Source organism: Clostridium sp. ZBS2 (genome assembly GCF_023845855.1).
GTDB lineage: Bacteria > Bacillota > Clostridia > Clostridiales > Clostridiaceae > Clostridium > Clostridium aquiflavi.
The window spans coordinates 69,855-89,272 of the sequence record NZ_JAMQIF010000035.1; the positions used below are offsets into that span (position 1 = coordinate 69,855).

A 19,418-nucleotide genomic window follows, 5' to 3' on the forward strand; every position below is an offset into this window, starting at 1 on the left:
AGTCACCTCCATATAATATTATATTTTATGTCGAAAATAATATTAATGTTACAAATTGACTTTAAGGAATGACGATAAATAGAACGTATATATTTTAAAATTAAAAAGTAACATTGTAAGTATATTAGAATAATCTAAATAATAAATAACATTTTGTCATATAAAAAATAGTATATATTAAGATGAAAAATATCTAAATTATTCAAAGGAGAAAGATATCATGAATGATAATATTAATTGTGAAAATACTATAGATGAAATTAGAAATTTAGAAATAAGTTATTGCTACAGTCCAACTTTAGTTGATAAGTATATGAATCAAGAAACAAAAAATGTAAAACAACCTACTACTTTAGTTGCTTTAGATTGTTTTACTACTTTTGATAACCCTGATACTGCTTATACAGCAGCTACAAAAAAAATAGATATTTCAGGTATATCACAAGGAACCTTTTTAAACTCTATAACTGATGGTACCCAAACAGTTACTTTTAGTTCAAATATGCAAAAACTTAATGTACCTTCAGGTTGGAATAATTGGTCTTCACCTCCATTATCTGAAGATTCCACTCCAGATGTACTATTTTCAAACTTCCAAAATTCTATGACTATAACTTTATCTGAACCATCTTGCATTTTTGGATTTGAAATGGAAGCTAATCTTTTTGGAACATTTCCTCTTACAGTTGAATTTTATTCAGGAAATGAGTTTGTAGGAAATATAGTTAGAACAGTTACTTCTCCAAATGGTGCAAGGTTATTTGCTGCAAAAACATGTTGCGATACTCCATTTGATCGTATTGAAATTATAGTACCACCGGCACTTGGATTTGGAATAGCACAAGTTAGGTACAGTACTGATTGTTCTTCTGAGTGTGATTGTTGCTGTAACGAAGCTGTTGATGCTAACTTTGTAGGTTGTGAAGAATCTAGAAATGTTCCAATAGAAATTACTAACTTAAAATGTCAAGGAAGATTATTAATAGTTGATGTAACAGTAACTGCATGTGAAAATAGAAAAGTAGCTATAGGCGTATTAGTATGTGATGAGGAGGAGGAAGATGTTTTAAGATTTAAGGTTTGTGAAGCATGTATGCCAGAATCAACAACACCTGAGATACCTTGTGTAGAGAATACATTTAGGTTCTGTTTTGGATTTGAAACTGATTTATGTGATCCACTTTCATTAAAAGTAAAAACTTTTGCTGAGTATGCTTCTTTTAATTTTGAATGTGATTGCTAAGTATCATAAATTAAGGTCTTGAAATAATATAAATATTTTAAGTTAATATAATAAAATTAACCTATAGAGTAGACAAAACGTCTATTTTATAGGTTTTTTCTATTTACAAGTAAGAAAACCGATTCTTTAATAGCTTAAAAATATTAGTGTTAATAAAGTATAATTTTTTACTTATAAATATAAGTTATATAAATGAGGATTCAATATGACTATATAAAGCTAATGCATTTTAATATAGTATGTGTTAATTATTTAGAAAAAGTTACGATAATAAATATAAGCGAAGGATAACAATAATTGATTATGATTTAAACAAATGTTGATATATACATAAATAAAGTTGGAAGCTATGAAATATGCTAAAGAATTATCAGAAGAAGATGGTGAAATTAAATTAGAAAAAGTAGATGTACCAGCAGGAAGTTTTTTTATAAAAATATGTAGTAATTATTATTAGGAATTTCAAGATGACCACGATTTCATATAAAACTACAGAATTTTATATAAATTCTTTTAATTGACATATTTTGAAAAATAATGTAGAATCTCATATGTTATGCCAAAATATGTACAATTAAAGGAGGGAAATTAAATATGACAGAATACAATGAACAAACACATTCAATTTATGAAGAGAATTATCAAAGAAGCATATGTCATAAATGCGGACAAGTTAATGCAGACACTTCACAATGTAAGAATTCAATATTATGCAATACATGTAGAGAAGAACAAATTCATTATCCAATTCCAAAGATCTTTGCAATTCTTGCTATAGGACTTATTATTCTTATAGGAATTTCATTTTTAAAATTTCCAAAAGTATTTAATAGTTATAAAATATATTCTGCGGCAGAAGATAATGCAAAAAAAGGAGAAGTAAATAGTACATTAAAAAATTTACAAAATGTATTAGAAGAATATCCTGATTCGCTAGATACCGCTGTAAAAATTATTGAAATAGCCATGGAAAATGGTAAATATAATTATGCAGGATACATAATAGATACTTATTTATCAGGAAAAGAAGCAGATAACTCAACATATACTTTAATTACTGAATACACAAAATATATTGATTCATATTATAAAACTTATGATGCATTTGGAAATATTGTAAGCAATTTAGATGAAAATGCTAGTCCAAATGAAAAAAACCAACTAATATCAAATAATTTGAAAATTTTATTAAATGATAAGAGTCAAAATAAATCATTACTATATTATTATTTAGGATCTACATCTAATGATAATAATGCAGCTAAAGAATATCTTAGTAAATCTATTCAAGAAGACAATAATATAACTGATAGTAAAATCCAATTAGCTAATATTTTACGTAGAGAAAAAGATTTTAATAGTGCAAGAGAAAAGTTTAATACTGTATTAAATAAAGAAAATGATAATGCAGGTGCATTAAGGGGATTAGCTATAGTAGAAATGCTTGAAGGGAATAAACAAGAGGGAGTAAATCTTGCTAAAAAAGCTTATGATGCAGACCCACAAGAAACTTATGTATTAGAAACTTTAATTATTGCTCTTATAACAAATGGACAAGACGATGAAGCTGAGAAATATAAAGAAGAATATACTTCAAATGGAGACGGATTTGATGATGATATAATGAATTTCTTAGATGGAAATAGTACTATTGATGATTATTATTTAGGATAAATAGGGGGATTTAGATTATGTATTTTATACCAGGTTTTTTAATATCAGCAGTAACATTTCCAGGTGTTATTGTACACGAATTAGCACATCAAATTTTTTGCCGTTTAATGAGGGTTCCTGTATATGAAGTAAAATATTTTCAATTTAAAAATCCTTGTGGTTATGTTGTACATGAACCAGCAGATAACCCATTAAAATCTTTTTTTGTTTCAATAGGACCATTTTTAATAAATACCATTTTGGGAATGTTTATTATGTTGCCTGTATCAATAGAAGTATTTGAATTTAAAAATTATAACAATTTGTTAAATTTATTTTTAGTATGGATTGGAATATCTATATTAATGCATGCATTTCCAAGTAAAGTTGATGCAGAAAATATGATTGAATCAATATTAAAGAATAAAGAAGTGTCTATAATATTTAAAATTTTAGTAACACCAGTGATTGGACTAATTTATATTGGTGCATATGGTTCAATAGTTTGGCTTGATCTAATATATGCAATAGTAATTTCTATATTATTACCCCAAATATTAGTTCTAATATTTTAATTATAAGAATACTATAAATTAAAATTATTATTAATAGCAAATAATATTAAATAAAAACTCCTTTAGATACATAAAATATCTAAGGGAGTTTTTTAATAATACAATTAAAAATAAAGAATAAATATTTAGAACTTGAACAAAATAGTAGTATAAAATTATAATAAAAATTTATTTTAGGAGCGATAAATATTATGAGTGAAAAACATGATTGTTCTTGTGCAAGCCAACAAGAAAAGGAGAAGAAAGCTAATAATTGTGGAGTTAAACATAGTAAAAAGACACATAAAAAAGATTAATAAAAATTCCTTTAGATACACAAAATATCTAAAGGAATTTTTTATTATTTAAGAAAGTACAAAGCGCTGAAGTCTTTAAATAACTTAAATTATAATTTTAGCCAAAGATTAAAAAATGTAACCTAAAAAGCATATACATGATAGATTTTTTTATTTTTACTTATTGCTAAGTGATAAAGTCACAGAAGAAAATATATCTGTTAATTATAATGAAATTAATAAATTATAGATGAGTTTGTATAAGAAATAGATATTTAAATTTTTTATAAAAGATTAATATAAAACACAGGAGGAAGAATATGTTTGGATTTTTAAAAAGAGAGAATGGAAAAGTAATTAATGTTAATGATATTGATGATTTAATAGGAAAAGTTGAACTTATTGATATTAGAGAAGATTATGAATATAAAAATGGAAGCATAAAATCTGCTAAAAATATTCCAATGGGTACCCTTTTAAATGAACCTAATAAATATTTAAATAAAGATAAAGAATATTACATAATGTGTCAATCAGGTGGAAGAAGTGCAAGAACATGTAGTAGTCTTAGAAAACAGGGATATGATGTTATTAACGTTTCTGGAGGGGTAGGATCTTATGTTGGCTCAAAAAAGAGGTAACTTAAGTTAATGTTTTAAAACAGTGTTGATATTATAGTGTAAAGTTAAAAATCAAGTTACATAATAATTAGGAGGATGATATTATGAAAAAGAAAATATTAATAGTAGGTGGAGTTGCGGGAGGAGCCTCAGCAGCTGCAAGACTTAGAAGAAATAGTAAGGAAGATGAAATAATAATGTTTGAAAAAGGACCTCATGTATCTTTTTCAAATTGTGCACTACCTTATCATTTAAGTGGAGTAATAGATTCTCCTAATAGATTAGTTTTAATGAGTCCAGAAAAATTTATATCACAATATAATATTAAAGCAAGAGTAAATAATGAAGTTATTTCAATTAATAGAAAAAATAAAACTGTAGATGTCAAAGATTTAATGAGTGGAGAAGTTTACAAAGAATCTTATGATAAACTTATTTTATCTCCAGGAGCACATCCAATAGTACCTAATATACCTGGCATTGAAAAAGTTAATGTTTTTACAATAAGAAACGTAGTTGATATAGATAAATTAAATAGATATTTAAAGGAGATAAATAGTAATGATGTAGCTGTAATTGGTGGTGGTTACATAGGGGTAGAAGCCGCTGAAAATTTAAGAAAAGCAGAATATAATGTATCACTTATAGAAGCTACTAAACAAATTCTAAAACCTTTTGATTATGATATGGTACAAATACTTCATAAGGAAATTTATGATAATGGTGTAAATTTAATTGTTGGAGATAAGGTTGAGCGTTTTGAAGAAGATATTATAGTTTTGTCATCAGGAAAAAAAGTGAATGCAAGTGCAGTTATTATGACAATAGGAGTTGTACCAGAAGTAACTTTAGCTAAGGATGCTGGAATAGAACTTGGAGAAACAGGAGCAATAAAAGTAGATAAAAACTATAAAACAAATGATGAAAATATTTATGCTGTAGGTGATGCAATTGAAGTGTATAATTCACTTACTCATTCTATGACTAAATTATCACTAGCTGGACCAGCTCAAAAGGCAGCAAGGAGTGTAGCAGATAATATAAACAATAAAAGTACAATAAATAAAGGGTATATAGGATCATCAGCTATAAAGGTATTTAACTATAATGGAGCATCAACAGGATTAAATGAATCATTAATAAAAGCACTTAATATGAACATAAATTATGATATAGTGAATATAATTCTTAATGACAAAGTTGGAATAATGCCAGATTCTTCGCCAATACATTTCAAAATGATTTATGAAGTACCAACTGGAAAAATATTAGGTTCTCAAGCTATAGGTAAAGGAGATGTTACTAAAAGAATAGATATAATCGCTACAGCAATAAAATTTGGTGGAACAGTAGAAGATTTAAAAGATTTAGAATTATGTTATGCACCACCATTTTCAACAGCAAAAGATGTTGTTAATTATGCAGGATATGTTGGATCTAATTTATTAAATAATGATTTTAAGCAAGTTAACATAGATAAGGTTAGAGAACTTGTAGAAAATAATGCTGCAATAATAGATGTTAGAGAAAGAAGAGAATATGAAAATGGCCATATAAAAAATTCAAAAAATATACCATTAAGTGAACTTAGAGAAAGAGTAAATGAAATACCAAAAGATGAGCCAGTATACCTTCATTGTAGAACAGGACAAAGAAGTTATAATGCAACTTTAGCACTTCAAAATTTAGGATATACTAATATTTATAACATAACAGGAAGCTTTTTAGGACTATCTTTTTATGAGTATTATAATGATAAGACTATGAATAGAAATAGTATTGTTACAGAATATAATTTTAAATAATAGAATAAAATCGCCTAGGCGACTTTAGAGACGGCGATTTTTTAGCAATGTACCATTTCCAAACGTAGTGCAGGAATAATGGTGTGGCATAATTAAAAATATATAGTAATAGGTAGTCTAAATTTAAATTAGACTACCTATTAAAGTTTACATCAATTTCTGCTAATAATGAAAGTTCAGGAATATAACTTTCAGAAGTTCTAAGTTTAGCTATTAAGTTATGTTCATTTCCATCAGAATGTTCAGCAATCTTAAATGCATCTTTAATTAATAAATAGTTTTATAATCTTTTTTAATTTTGTTTTAAATAGTATAATGCTAGTAAATAATTGTAATAAAGAGCATTATATTAAAAACGACTTAAATTATAAAGCTAAAATAATATATTTTTAGATGGAGGAATTATGGAAAAAAGTAATTTTGCAAGTAATGTTAGAGAAAAGAACTTAAAAGAATTTTATGAAATTTATAAAGTTTTAGAGTATATTGACAAAGAAAATAATAAAATAATAAGTAAAAAAGCAAAATTTAAAACATTAAATGCTGATGAGTATATATCATCTGGAAATTGTACCTGTGAAGGGATCATATTTGTTATAAATGGAACAATAAAAATACAGAGAATTAATGAAAATGGAGAAGAAACAAATCTTTTTAATATTAAAAAGGGAGAACTATGTCATGAGGCATTAAGCTGTCTTTTAAATTTTAAATCATTAAATATTATAGGAAAAGCACTCCAACAATCTAAAATATGTATAATTCCGTTTGAAATAGTAACAGAACATCTATTTAAAGATAGTGAGTTTTTAAAATATATGTATAAAGATATATATAGTAAATTTAATACTGTCATAGAAAAGAAAGAAGAAAAGAGACATGATTCATTAGAAACTAGAATTGCAAAGCTACTCATAAGTAAGAAAAGCAAAATTGTTTATAGCACACATAAAGAACTTGCTTTTGAAATTGATTCTACTAGAGAAGTTGTTAGTAGAAAGTTAAAGAAATTTGAACAAATGGGATATGTAAATTTAGAACGAGGAAAAATAATTATTTTGAAGGATTTAAATGAATTTATAAAGTAAGAGTATGAAAATATCATTTTTTAAAGCTATAATAGTGTTTTTAGGTAAATATAAAGAATATTGGTTGTTTAAGCATTAATTAAAATAATTTGTCAATATAATAATACTATGATATTATATAAAACTGTGAGAAATTTTTGCTATTTAGAGAGCAAGTTTACTAAAGAAATAATAACTTGAAATTTTATTAATATTTAAAATAAACAATACAAAAAAAGATGTGAATTACTATTTTTATGAGGTTAACAGCATAAGAATGGTTTTTATATATTAAATTAATAAACAATGGAGGAAATGAATTTTATGAATACTTTACCAAATTGTCCAAAGTGTAATTCAGAATATACTTATGAAGACGGAAATCTGTTTATTTGCCCAGAATGTTCTTATGAATGGACTTTAGAATCAGAAAAACAAGCTGCAGAAGAAACTTTAGTTAAAGATGCTAATGGAAATATATTAAATGATGGTGATTCTGTAACAGTAATTAAAGATCTTAAAGTAAAGGGAAGCTCATCATCTATAAAGATAGGAACAAAAGTTAAAAATATACGTTTAGTTGATGGAGATCATAATATTGATTGTAAAATTGATGGATTTGGAGCTATGCAATTAAAGTCTGAATTTGTTAAAAAGATATAATTTTATCATAAAACTAATTTAAAACATAGCCTAATAATAAAATAATCCTTGTTAAGTAGATGCAGTAAAAGTGCTGCCATAAAATCTATTTAACAGGGTTATTTTTGTGTAGAAAAATATATTTAGATATAAATAATTTTTTCTTTCAATTCACAGTGAATCAAAACTTTACATAGCGTTACATAATATAGTACAATTAGTATATGAAATTTCCAAAAAATAGAAATAATTAGATAAAGAGGGGTAGAAATGCAACTTAATATAGAACAAAAAAGAATAATTGCAAATAAACCAAATGGTCATTCATTAATAAAAGGGGTAGCAGGTTCTGGGAAAACTACTGTTGCAGTAAATAAAATTCCACTATTATTAAGACATTATTGTCCACTTAAAGATGACAAAGTACTTATGGTAACTTATAATAAATCACTAAAACAATATGTATCAAATATATATGATAAAGTCAAAGATAAGGTTAATGTTCAGGTAAATCTATTTGATGAGGACAACAGTTTGAAGTTATACATTAAAAGAATAGACGATATACTTTTTGATTATTTCAATGAATATAAAAAACAGAATAATATAAATATAGAACTTGCTTCGCGTAAAGAATGTAAATGTGAACTAATTAATGCTATAAATTTTATTGGTAATATATATAAAGATGTAAAAATCATAGATTCTAAGTATCTTCAGTTTATTAAAGAAGAGATTATGTGGATAAAAGCATGTAATTATATAGATCTTGAGGAATATCAGTTGGTTGATAGAATAGGAAGAATAAGTAATATAAATAATGATGGTCCTCAAAAACTCAGAAAAAATTCAGAAAAGAGAAGAGCAATATTTGAGGTCTTGTTAAAATATAATAGTAATTTACAGAATATAAATAAAGTTGATTTTCAAGATATGGCACTATTAGCATTAAATCAAGCAAAACAATATCCTATTGAAAAGTATACTCATATTTTAATAGATGAAAGTCAAGATTTAACTAGAGTTGAATTGGAATTTTTAAAGACTTTGTATGATAAAAAACCATATTCCAGTATAACATTTATTTCAGATGCAGCTCAAAGCATATACCATCAAGCTTGGTTAATAAAAAATCGTTCATTTGCTAGCTTAGGATATGATATGACTGGTAAATCTAATTTATTAAGTAAAAATTATAGAACAACGGCTCAAATAGCTGAGGCAGCATTCAGTTTAATTGATATTCATAAAGATTTACTACAAAATGACAACTTAGTTAAACCTAATTTGATAGACAAGCAAGGTGATTATCCAACCTATGAAAATTTTGAAAGTAAATTTGAAGAATGTATATATATAGTAAATTTAATAAATGAAACTCTCAAAGAAGGATATAAATTAAAAGATATAGTAATAATTGCTAGATTAAAAAAACAGTTAAAAGAATTTAGGAAATGCTTACAAGCTTATGATATACCATGTTCAATTTTTAATGATAATGATGAAATAAACTTTTCAGAAGATGAGGTAAAACTTGTAACTATGCACTCTGTAAAAGGACTTGAATTTAAAGTTGTTATAATTGCAGGTCTAAATGCTAAAGTAATGCCACTATGTCCAGTTAAAAATGAAGAAGAGGATATGGACATGCTAGAATTTAGAGAAAGAAAGTTACTTTATGTTGGAATGACAAGAGCTACTGAAAAATTATTTTTAACATCACATGGTATGCCTTCTAAATTTATTAGAGATATAGATGATAAATACTTAAGAATGAATATAGATAGTAATATGAGAGAAAATTGTAAATAAAAAGTATATATAGTATAATTTTATATGTAAATGTTTAAATAGGTAAATTTAAACTTAAAGCATATAAGGGGGATTGTAAATGGATTTTCGAACATATTTAAAGAAGTATCCAGATAAAAATGGTCGTTTTGGTCAATACGGTGGGGCATACTTAACAGCTGAACTAATTCCAGCTTTTGAGGAGATTGCTGATGCATATCAAACGATTTGTCATTCTTCACAGTTTATTAATGAACTTAGAAGAATCCGTAAAGAATTTCAAGGTAGACCTACACCAGTTTATCATTGCGAAAGACTATCTAGAGCAATAGGGAATTGTCAAATTTATTTAAAAAGAGAAGATTTAAATCATACAGGGGCACACAAATTAAATCATTGTATGGGTGAAGGATTACTTGCTAAATTTATGGGGAAAAAGCGTTTGATTGCAGAAACAGGAGCAGGACAACATGGTGTGGCGCTTGCAACAGCTGCTGCATTTTTTGGATTGGAATGTGAAATTCACATGGGAGAAGTTGATATTGCAAAGCAAGCGCCAAATGTAACTAGGATGAAAATATTAGGAGCTAAAGTTGTTCCGGTAACACATGGTTTAAAAACTTTAAAAGAAGCTGTGGATTCTGCTTTTGATTCATATGCTAAAAATTATAAGGATTCAATTTACTGTATAGGATCAGCATTAGGTCCACATCCATTTCCACTTATGGTAAGAGATTTTCAAGCTGTTGTTGGTTATGAAGCTAAAGATCAATTTAAGGAAATGACAGGTTTTTTACCAGATGTAGTTACAGCTTGTGTAGGTGGGGGAAGTAATGCTGCTGGAATGTTTATACCTTTTTTAGAGGAACCAGTTGAAATAATTGGAATAGAGCCATTAGGTAGAGGTGAAAAATTAGGAGACCATGCTGCCTCTATGAAGTATGGAGAAAAAGGCGTTATGCATGGATTTGAAAGCATAATGCTAAAAGATAAAAATGGTGAACCGGCACCAGTATATTCTATAGCTAGTGGTCTTGATTATCCATCAGTTGGTCCTGAACATGCATTTTTAAGAGAATTAGGACGAGTAGATTATAAAGTTATAAATGATGAAGAGGCTATGGAAGCGTTCTTTAAATTATCAAGATATGAAGGAATTATACCAGCAATTGAAAGTTCACATGCTGTTGCATATGCAATGAAAAAAGCTAAAGAAATGAAACAAGGGTCTATTTTAGTTTGCTTAAGTGGACGTGGTGATAAAGATATTGATTATGTTGTTGAACATTATGGATATGGAGAACAATATTTAAAATAAGATTTAATTAAAAACCACTTAAATANNTATTTAAGTGGTTTTTAATTTATATACTAAATTTTTATTACATATAATCTCATCAGAAAGATGGATAAAATGTAGATTAGAGTTGTAGATTTAAATAAGCTTAATATATTTAAGTATAAATATATAGCAAACAATATATTATACTTAAGATAGAGAGATAGATTAAACTTTTGTAAGAAATCTGAGAGGATGAAAAAGTAATGAAAAAATTCAATCTGGAGAATTTTATATTATCAATATTAAGGTTAATAGGAAGCATAGTTATTATATATGTGCTTATTCATATATTTTATAAACATAAATAATAAGTTTTATTTAAGGTAAGATTTAGGTAGAGGATAAAGATTTAATATCTAAATAAAAAAAATGAGGATAGTACATTTTTAATAATATTTTTAAAAATTATAAGTGATAAAATGAAAAAACAATTGAAATTGGAATAAATGTAAAAATATTCTTGACATTATAAATCTACAAGTGTAGACTTAAATTAATAATTTACATTTGTAGATTTAAAAGAAAGGAGATGTACTTTTTGAGTGAAATTCCTAAAATATCAGAAGCTGAATGGGAAGTAATGAAAACTTTATGGAAAACAAATCCTTTAACATCTGAAGAAATAATAGAAGCATTGAGTTTAAAAATGAGTTGGTCAAAACAAACTATAAAAACTTTTATAACAAGACTTATAAAAAAAGGGGTTATAGGTTTTAAAAAAGATGGTAGAGTATATAATTACTATCCTTTAATTTCTGAGGGAGATTGTATGAAGTTTGAAAATAAATCTTTTATTAAAAAAGTATATGATGGAGCTTTAAATATTCTTTTTAGTAGCTTCTTAGAAGAGGAGAATCTATCTATTGATGAAATTGAAGAATTAGAGAAAATTCTTAAAGAAAAAAAAGAAAAAATCAATATAAAAGATTTTTAACTAGATAACGAGAAGGGGTATATTTTTATGGGGAGTTTAGAAAAGGTTTTTTTATGGTTTTTTCAAACATCTTTAACAGCAGCTATCATTATTTTAATAATAATTCTGATTTTAAAAATGTTTAATAATCATATTAGTGTGCGGATTAAACATGGATTGTGGATTTTAGTAATGTTAAGACTTCTTGTGCCTGTAATTCCAGAGGTAAATATAAATTTATTTGATATTTTTAGTGATAAATATACAAATAGTTTACAGGAAATGATATTAGATACCTCAGGTAAAAATAGAGAAATTTCCATAGGATATAATAATTACAATAATGATACAAAGAAGATAGAAAAAATTAATGATTATGAAAAAAATAAAGAAGAATCTATAAATAAACAAATATGGATTTCTAATTTTATAAAGATAGCTTCTTTAATTTGGATTATAGGGATAATTGTTTTAAGCTTAACATTCATATTATCTTTAATGAGATTTAAAAGAAAAATTATACCTTTAGAAATATATAAAGATTTTAAAATTAAATCTATAATCAACAATTTAAAAGATAAGTTAAATATAAATTCAAAAATTCAAATTTTTATATATGATGGAATAAAAAGTCCTGGAATATTTGGAATTTTAAAGCCTAAAATTTATATACCACAATATGTTTTGAAAATGGAAGATTACAATAAACTATCCTATAGTCTATTACATGAGCTTATGCACTATAAAAGAAAAGACTTATATTATAACTTTCTTAGTATAGTAGTTCTTTGTATACATTGGTTTAATCCTTTAGTATGGATTGCTATAAATAAAATGAAGTTGTATAGAGAATATGCTTGTGATGCATGTGTTTTAGAGTGCCTTGAAGAAAAAGAAAGAATAGATTATGGTATGACGCTTATAGATTTTTCAAGAATGTTTTTTAATAAAAAAGAGCAATCTAGATTGCTAATTTGTTTTGAAAATAATAACCAAATAAAAAGGAGAATTAAAATGATAAAAGACTTTAAAAAAGGTTCATATAAAGTATCAACAGTTGCTATATTAAGTTGTTTAGTAGCTACAATAGCAATATTTACAAACAGTATTCAAGTAAAAGGATTTGATAATGATAATGTTTCAAAAATAATATCTAATAAAGAAGAAAATTCTAAATTTTTAATTGATGCACCTTTAAAATCTTATGATGATATTAAAAAAGCACAAGAAATAGCAGGATTTAAATTCAAAGTACCAGATTATATTTTAGATGGAAATGAAGTTGGAGCTGGATTTCAAGTCATAAAAGTGTCTGATAAAGAAAATGCAGTACAAATGTTTTTTGATAATAACAATGAAAGAAACAATGAATTTTCATTAATCACAGGAGTATCAGATCCAATAGAGATAATAAAAAAATCAGAAAGCTTACGTGCACTACAAGAAGAGTTTAAAGTAGAAAGTGAAAGAAATTTAGTAGACTTTAATGGAATTCATGGAGAAGAGGTTACTGTTACAATTACTTCTCCAGAAAGAAAAATAGAAGATATTGATATTGTGATCAAAGAAATGAAGGAAATAAATAGATATTTTGTGTGGAAAGATTCTGGTATATGTTATATCTTAAATTATAATAAGCAATGTAAAAATGAAGATGAAATTAATCAATGGACAAGTATTGATAAAGATAATATATTTAAAATAGCAAAATCTTTGAAGTATTCAGAAGATATAAAAAACGTAAATTACTATCCAACAAGAGAAGTTTCAACAGAAATAGGAGTAATGAGTATATATGATAAAGGAGATTTAGAGAAAGCTGAAAAAATTCTTGGATTTAATCCTAAATTTCCATTAAAAGTAGATAAAGATATAAAAATAACTGGGTCAGGAGTTGGGATAACAGGAGATTCTGATATAGAAAACAATATTATAAATTACGAAATGAATAATTTTTATGTTAGTAAAAATTTGAGAATTACTTTTACAGCTAAAAAAGATTTAAAGTTTTATGATGATATAAAGAAAAATGAATATTTTATTAATGAAAATACAGAAGATAATATACCTAAAAAGATTAATGTAAAAAAATTAAACATTAATAATAATGAGGTATTTAAATACGAAGAAAGCAATGAGTATAATTATTGTTTAGTATATATTTGGAAAGAAAATGATGTTTGTTATTCAATTGCTTTATTTAATGAAGTTGATAATCCAGATAAAATAGCTGAAGAATTTGTTAATTCTAAATCAATAGATTAGTTAGTATATTAATAAAAAATTAGATAAAATTAAGTTTTTATAAACATATAAGATTATAATAAGTATAATATTCTCATATTAAATTATTTTGCTAGCAATAATTTAAGAGAGTATTATACTTATTTTAGCACTCTTTAATTATCAAAAATTGTATTATAAATATAAGTTGCAGTTTTAAAGTTATGGGTTAATTAAAGAAAATTATATATGAGGAGATAGAATCTTATAATATTATAAGATTTATCATTAAATTATTTTGAGATTCATATAATTACTATAGCAATCATATCTAAATATATCACAATGTAGAACTATTAATATATGAGCATATATTAATATAATTCAAATCTTAACAGTTTAAGAAATTTTCACTGAAAATCAAGTTTTGTATTATAAATTAAAGCCAATAAAGTAAAGGAGTTGAAAGGAGTTGAAACAAAATTCAAATTATAAACATAATAACTCTCATAATAGTAGAAAATATAATGAATATACAAAAACTAATAGCACAAAAAATTTCACTGAAGATGATATAGAATTATTAAGATTATTAGATACACAAAAATGTGCTCAAACAATATCTATATATGCAAACATACTTTCTTATATATCAACACTAGAAGGTATTGAGTTAATTTATAGTAAATATAATAAGGGAGTAAATTCAAATGAGTTACCTAATCCTGATATTCCAGCATTACAATCAGTTTATCTTGGTTTAATTTCAAGATCAATGACTACAGAAATAGGATTTATTAAATACAATAAATTATATAAAAAATATATTAATGGAGAAATTACTTATTCACTTAGACCTAATATAGATATTAATTTAGGAAATATTTTTGGCTTGATATCTTCATATTATACATTAAATGGTACAAAAGGTATTTATAAGAGAAATATTGATCAACCTATATTTGGAATTTAAGATTATCTATCTATAATATAGATTAATTATTAAAAACTTAACTATAAAAAATAGAAAATTATAATGATTTCAAAAATAAAAAACGAATAATGAGAAAGATAGATATATATTAATATTCGTATAAACATCATAAAAAGCGAAAATAAGTACTAAAATATCGTAAAATATTCACAAAAGTGTTGCAATATATCGAAAAATAACTTATTATAGTTCAGGTGGAAAAAAGATTTACGAAAGAGTGGTTTTATGAAGAAATTATTTGAAAAGAATGGAATGTTAGATAACTATTTCGGACTTACTGAAAAAAATACAAATGTTAAGACAGAAATTATAGCAGGTATTACTACCTTTATGACTATGGCGTACATATTAATAGTAAATCCAACTATATTATCAGCAGCTGGAATGGATAGTGGAGCAGTGTTTACTGCTACAGCACTATCAGCAGTAGTTGCAACTTTGATAATGGGTTTATATGCCAAATTACCATTTGCTCAAGCGCCAGGTATGGGTTTAAATGCATTTTTTGCATTTACAATAGTTCTTGGTATGGGATATTCATATCAATTTGCATTAACAGCAGTACTTTTAGAAGGTATTATATTTATTTTATTAACCTTATTCAATGTGCGTGAAGCTATTGTTGATTCAATACCAGAAAACATTAAAAAAGCAATTTCAGTTGGTATTGGTTTATTTATTGCACTAATAGGTTTTGAAGGGGCAGGAATTATAGTTCACCCTGAAGATAATTCAACAATTCTTGCACTTGGGAATATAACAAGTGGAACAGCACTACTTGCAATAATAGGTATCGTAATTACAGGTATTCTTTTAGCAAGGAATATTAAAGGTGCATTATTTATTGGAATGATTGCTACAGCTGTAATAGGAATTCCTTTTGGAATTACTCCAACACCTAATAGTATAATGAGTGTACCACCATCAATTAGTTCAGTTTTCTTTAAATTTGAGTGGAATAATATATTTTCTTTAGATATGGTAGTTGCTTTATTTACATTATTATTTATGGATATGTTTGATACAATAGGAACTTTAGTTGGAGTAACAACAAAAGCAAAAATGTTGGATGAAAATGGAAAAGTTCCAAATATAAAGAAAGCTCTTTTTGCAGATGCAATAGGAACTACGTTTGGAGCATGTGTTGGTACAAGTACAGTAAGTACATTTGTAGAAAGTGCCTCAGGAGTTGCGGAAGGTGGAAGAACAGGATTAACAGCAGTATCTACTGCTATAATGTTTGGATTATCATTATTCTTTGCACCTATATTTGCTTCAATTACTCCAGCAGTCACTTGTTCAGCATTAGTATTAGTTGGATTATTTATGATTGAGCCAATAAAAGAAATAAATATTTCGGATTTTACAGAAGCTATACCAGCATTTTTAACTATAATTATGATGCCGTTATCTTATAGTATATCAGATGGTATCGTATTTGGAGTTGTTTCATACATACTATTAAAATTATTTACAGGAAAAATAAAGGATATAACTTTAGCTACAGTGGTAATAGGAATAATATTTGTATTAAAATTCTTAATCTAAAAATATTTAAATAACAAAAAACTTCCTTTTAATAAATTAATATTGAAGGGGAGTTTTTTTATAATAATAACATAATATGTCAAATATTGTTGAATTTTAATGTTTGATAATATATACTTAAAGTAATATTATTTAATACGGTTTCAATTACAGCTTATATCAAAATATTAAAAATGAATAATTTGATTATATATAATATTAACGAAAGCTGGGATATTAAAAATTAATTTTACAGATATGGAAGGAGAGTATATAATTATGAAAAAATATAGAAGTATACAAACTAGATTTTTACAACTATCAGTAGGAATGATTTGTTTGTTTTTGGTAATAATGATGACTTTTATTTCTTATAGAATAAGTGTACAAGCTAAAAGTGAATACATTAATAACTCCAATGAACAAATGAACATTGTATCAAGTGCAATTAATAATTTCTACAATCAAGTTGATGCTAATATTAATATGATGGCCACAAATCCTACTGTAATGAAAGGTGATGCAACTATTACTAAATATAAAGACAATAGTACTAAAGTTGACATGACACCTTCCATAAATGGAGGAATTGAACAGGAAATATATGAAGTTTTCGATCAATACGCTGCAAGTCATCCAGAAACTAAATATATTTATTTAGCTACAAAAGATGGTGGATATATTAATTGGCCAGAAACATATATACCGGAAAAATATGATCCTACAATAAGACAGTGGTATAAACTTGCTATTGATGGTAACGGAGAAATTAAAAGGACAGAACCGTACATAGATACTACTAATACAATGATTACAAGCAATGCCAGAATTGTTAAAGATACTGATGGAAACGTTATTGGTGCTGTGGGGATTGATGTTGAACAGTCTTCTATAAGTAACATATTAAATAATATGAAGACTGGAAAAACTGGATTTTTTATGATTGTTCATAAAAATGGAACAATCATGGCAGATGGAAACAATGAAGAAAATAATTTTAAAAACATAAAAGATGTCAATATAGAGAATTTAGATAATTTATTAAAAGGAGATTCTAAGCAATTTAATGTTAATATTGGTGGAGAAAAATATTTTGTAAATTCTAAGGGAGTTGAAGGTACAGAATGGAATCTGGCAGCTCTTATTTCAGAAAAAGAATTAAAACAAAATATGATACAAACTAACATTGTATTTTTATGTATAGCTGTAATTATGGTACTAGCTATAAGTGTGATAATTATTAAAAATGTAAAGAAAATTACTAATCCTATCAAAGAAGCTGCAAATTATTTAGCCGAAATTGGTAAAGGTAATTTTATGATAGAAGTAAATTCTAAGTATCTTAAAAGAGAAGATGAAATTGGAGTTATAATAAATGGCATTCAAGATATGAGAACTGCATTAGTAAACTTAATTTGTAAAATCAAAAGCGAATCAAACTCTATAGAAAATGAAGTTAATAATGTTATAGAAGATGTAAATGTATTAAATTCTAATTTAGAAGATATATCTGCAGCAACTGAAGAGTTAACAGCTAGTGTTGAAGAAACAGCAGCTACTACAGATGAGATGACTACAACTTCAAAAGAAATAGAAAAAGCAATTATATCTATTGCAGATAAGTCAAAAGAAGGTGCAAATAATGCAAAAGAAATTAGTAATAGAGCTAATATAACAAAAGAAAATGTTATAGCATCTCAAAAGAAGGCAAATGATATTTTTATTAATACTAAAGAAAAACTTGAAGAAGCTATTGAATCTTCAGGGGTAGTTAATCAAATTAATATTTTATCTGACGCTATTATGAAAATTACAGAACAAACTAATTTGCTTGCATTAAATGCAGCAATAGAGGCTGCAAGAGCTGGAGATGCAGGAAAAGGATTTTCAGTAGTAGCTGAAGAAATTAGAAAGCTTGCTGAACAATCAAAACATACTGTTTTAGAAATACAAGAAGTAACTAGTAAAGTTACTGGTAGCGTAAATAATCTTTCAAGTAGTGCTAATGAAGTTTTAAAATTTGTATCTATAGATATAGATAAAGATTATAAAACTATGTTAAATGTGGCTAATGTATACAATGAAGATGCTAAAACAATAGGTGATATAATTACTAAATTTAGTATTATTGCTGAAAAACTGATGTGTTCTATGGGAAATATTATGCAGTCAATTGAAGAAGTATCACAAGCATCGTCACAAGGTGCAACTGGAACTGCTGGAATAGCAAATAGAACTTGTGATGTTAATAATAAATCAGTAGAAGTTGTTGAAGAAGTTTCAAAAACAAAACAACATATTGATAAATTAAGAGAAGAAATTTCTAAGTTTAAGATTCAATAATTTAATTAATAGTCGCAATTTGATGAAAAAATTAAATAATAAAGAATAATAGGAGTTTTCTTGATGAATTTAATCAAGAAAATTTCTATTTATTTTCTAAAAAAGCATATTTTTTCAAAAAATATGTTGAAATATCATGAAGTATATAGTAAAATAAAAGAGAATTAAGTAATACATAATGCTAATGAGATTTTAGCATATCGAATTATATGACTAATGTTGTATAATAGTGACATATTAGTAAAAATTATATAGTAAGATTTTTACCTGTTGAGACATAATAGAGAAAACACAGGAAAATATTTAAAGTTTTTATATATTTTCTAGTTGTGTTTTTGTTTATTATGTTTTTTTTATATTATTTATTATACCTATAATATCATAATATTGATTTACAAAAAAAGG

Annotated in this window: 14 protein-coding genes; all 14 read left to right on the forward strand. The window is 25.6% G+C overall.

The features are described from left to right. The first annotated feature begins 220 nt into the window (after positions 1-220). The 14 genes from NG918_RS15965 to NG918_RS16030 all read left to right on the forward strand — a co-directional run bounded on the left by NG918_RS15965 (position 221) and on the right by NG918_RS16030 (position 19,013). Positions 221-1,243, forward strand: a complete 1,023-nt coding sequence (locus NG918_RS15965; protein ID WP_252212157.1) for a hypothetical protein — start codon at positions 221-223, stop codon at positions 1,241-1,243. Between the two features lie 594 nt (positions 1,244-1,837). After that, entirely contained in the window at positions 1,838-2,917 is a 1,080-nt protein-coding gene (locus NG918_RS15970; protein WP_252212158.1) for a tetratricopeptide repeat protein, read from the forward strand. A 17-nt stretch (positions 2,918-2,934) separates the two neighbouring features. Continuing rightward, positions 2,935-3,471, forward strand: a complete 537-nt coding sequence (locus tag NG918_RS15975) for a metalloprotease family protein (protein ID WP_252212159.1) — start codon at positions 2,935-2,937, stop codon at positions 3,469-3,471. A gap of 595 nt (positions 3,472-4,066) precedes the next feature. Further along, entirely contained in the window at positions 4,067-4,387 is a 321-nt protein-coding gene (locus tag NG918_RS15980; protein WP_252212160.1) for a rhodanese-like domain-containing protein, read from the forward strand. A gap of 83 nt (positions 4,388-4,470) precedes the next feature. After that, the gene (locus tag NG918_RS15985; protein ID WP_252227021.1) at positions 4,471-6,171 is read left to right on the forward strand and encodes an FAD-dependent oxidoreductase; all 1,701 of its coding nucleotides are present in this window, start codon (positions 4,471-4,473) and stop codon (positions 6,169-6,171) included. Positions 6,172-6,575: 404 nt separating this feature from the next. After that, positions 6,576-7,259 (forward strand): Crp/Fnr family transcriptional regulator, encoded by a 684-nt coding sequence (locus tag NG918_RS15990; RefSeq protein WP_252212162.1) that lies wholly within the window; start codon positions 6,576-6,578, stop codon positions 7,257-7,259. Between the two features lie 303 nt (positions 7,260-7,562). Then, positions 7,563-7,901, forward strand: coding sequence for a zinc ribbon domain-containing protein YjdM (locus NG918_RS15995; protein ID WP_252212163.1), 339 nt, complete (start codon positions 7,563-7,565; stop codon positions 7,899-7,901). 249 nt (positions 7,902-8,150) lie between these two features. Then, a complete protein-coding gene (locus tag NG918_RS16000) occupies positions 8,151-9,692 on the forward strand; it encodes a 3'-5' exonuclease (protein WP_252227023.1) in 1,542 nt (513 codons plus the stop codon). A 79-nt stretch (positions 9,693-9,771) separates the two neighbouring features. After that, positions 9,772-10,989: a tryptophan synthase subunit beta gene (gene trpB / locus NG918_RS16005; protein WP_252227025.1), complete on the forward strand. Its 1,218-nt coding sequence runs from the start codon at positions 9,772-9,774 to the stop codon at positions 10,987-10,989. A gap of 562 nt (positions 10,990-11,551) precedes the next feature. Further along, on the forward strand, positions 11,552-11,947 hold the full coding sequence (locus tag NG918_RS16010; RefSeq protein WP_252227027.1) for a BlaI/MecI/CopY family transcriptional regulator: 396 nt from the start codon (positions 11,552-11,554) through the stop codon (positions 11,945-11,947). Positions 11,948-11,974: 27 nt separating this feature from the next. Then, positions 11,975-14,191 (forward strand): M56 family metallopeptidase, encoded by a 2,217-nt coding sequence (locus NG918_RS16015; RefSeq protein ID WP_252227029.1) that lies wholly within the window; start codon positions 11,975-11,977, stop codon positions 14,189-14,191. A 430-nt stretch (positions 14,192-14,621) separates the two neighbouring features. Further along, complete coding sequence (locus tag NG918_RS16020) at positions 14,622-15,122, forward strand: hypothetical protein (protein WP_252227030.1); 501 nt, start codon at positions 14,622-14,624, stop codon at positions 15,120-15,122. A 246-nt stretch (positions 15,123-15,368) separates the two neighbouring features. After that, positions 15,369-16,691, forward strand: coding sequence for an NCS2 family permease (locus tag NG918_RS16025; protein WP_252227031.1), 1,323 nt, complete (start codon positions 15,369-15,371; stop codon positions 16,689-16,691). 258 nt (positions 16,692-16,949) lie between these two features. Next, entirely contained in the window at positions 16,950-19,013 is a 2,064-nt protein-coding gene (locus NG918_RS16030) for a methyl-accepting chemotaxis protein (protein WP_252227032.1), read from the forward strand. Positions 19,014-19,418: the final 405 nt, after the last annotated feature.

Excerpts from the sequence above, each read along its gene's own strand:
- NG918_RS15985 (WP_252227021.1), top strand. The coding sequence starts at position 4,471 with ATGAAAAAGAAAATATTAATAGTAGGTGGAGTTGCGGGAGGAGCCTCA.
- NG918_RS16015 (WP_252227029.1), top strand. The coding sequence starts at position 11,975 with ATGGGGAGTTTAGAAAAGGTTTTTTTATGGTTTTTTCAAACATCTTTA.
- NG918_RS15980 (WP_252212160.1), top strand. The coding sequence starts at position 4,067 with ATGTTTGGATTTTTAAAAAGAGAGAATGGAAAAGTAATTAATGTTAAT.
- NG918_RS15990 (WP_252212162.1), top strand. The coding sequence starts at position 6,576 with ATGGAAAAAAGTAATTTTGCAAGTAATGTTAGAGAAAAGAACTTAAAA.
- NG918_RS15975 (WP_252212159.1), top strand. The coding sequence starts at position 2,935 with ATGTATTTTATACCAGGTTTTTTAATATCAGCAGTAACATTTCCAGGT.
- NG918_RS16025 (WP_252227031.1), top strand. The coding sequence starts at position 15,369 with ATGAAGAAATTATTTGAAAAGAATGGAATGTTAGATAACTATTTCGGA.
- NG918_RS15995 (WP_252212163.1), top strand. The coding sequence starts at position 7,563 with ATGAATACTTTACCAAATTGTCCAAAGTGTAATTCAGAATATACTTAT.
- NG918_RS16030 (WP_252227032.1), top strand. The coding sequence starts at position 16,950 with ATGAAAAAATATAGAAGTATACAAACTAGATTTTTACAACTATCAGTA.
- NG918_RS15970 (WP_252212158.1), top strand. The coding sequence starts at position 1,838 with ATGACAGAATACAATGAACAAACACATTCAATTTATGAAGAGAATTAT.
- trpB (WP_252227025.1), top strand. The coding sequence starts at position 9,772 with ATGGATTTTCGAACATATTTAAAGAAGTATCCAGATAAAAATGGTCGT.
- NG918_RS15965 (WP_252212157.1), top strand. The coding sequence starts at position 221 with ATGAATGATAATATTAATTGTGAAAATACTATAGATGAAATTAGAAAT.
- NG918_RS16000 (WP_252227023.1), top strand. The coding sequence starts at position 8,151 with ATGCAACTTAATATAGAACAAAAAAGAATAATTGCAAATAAACCAAAT.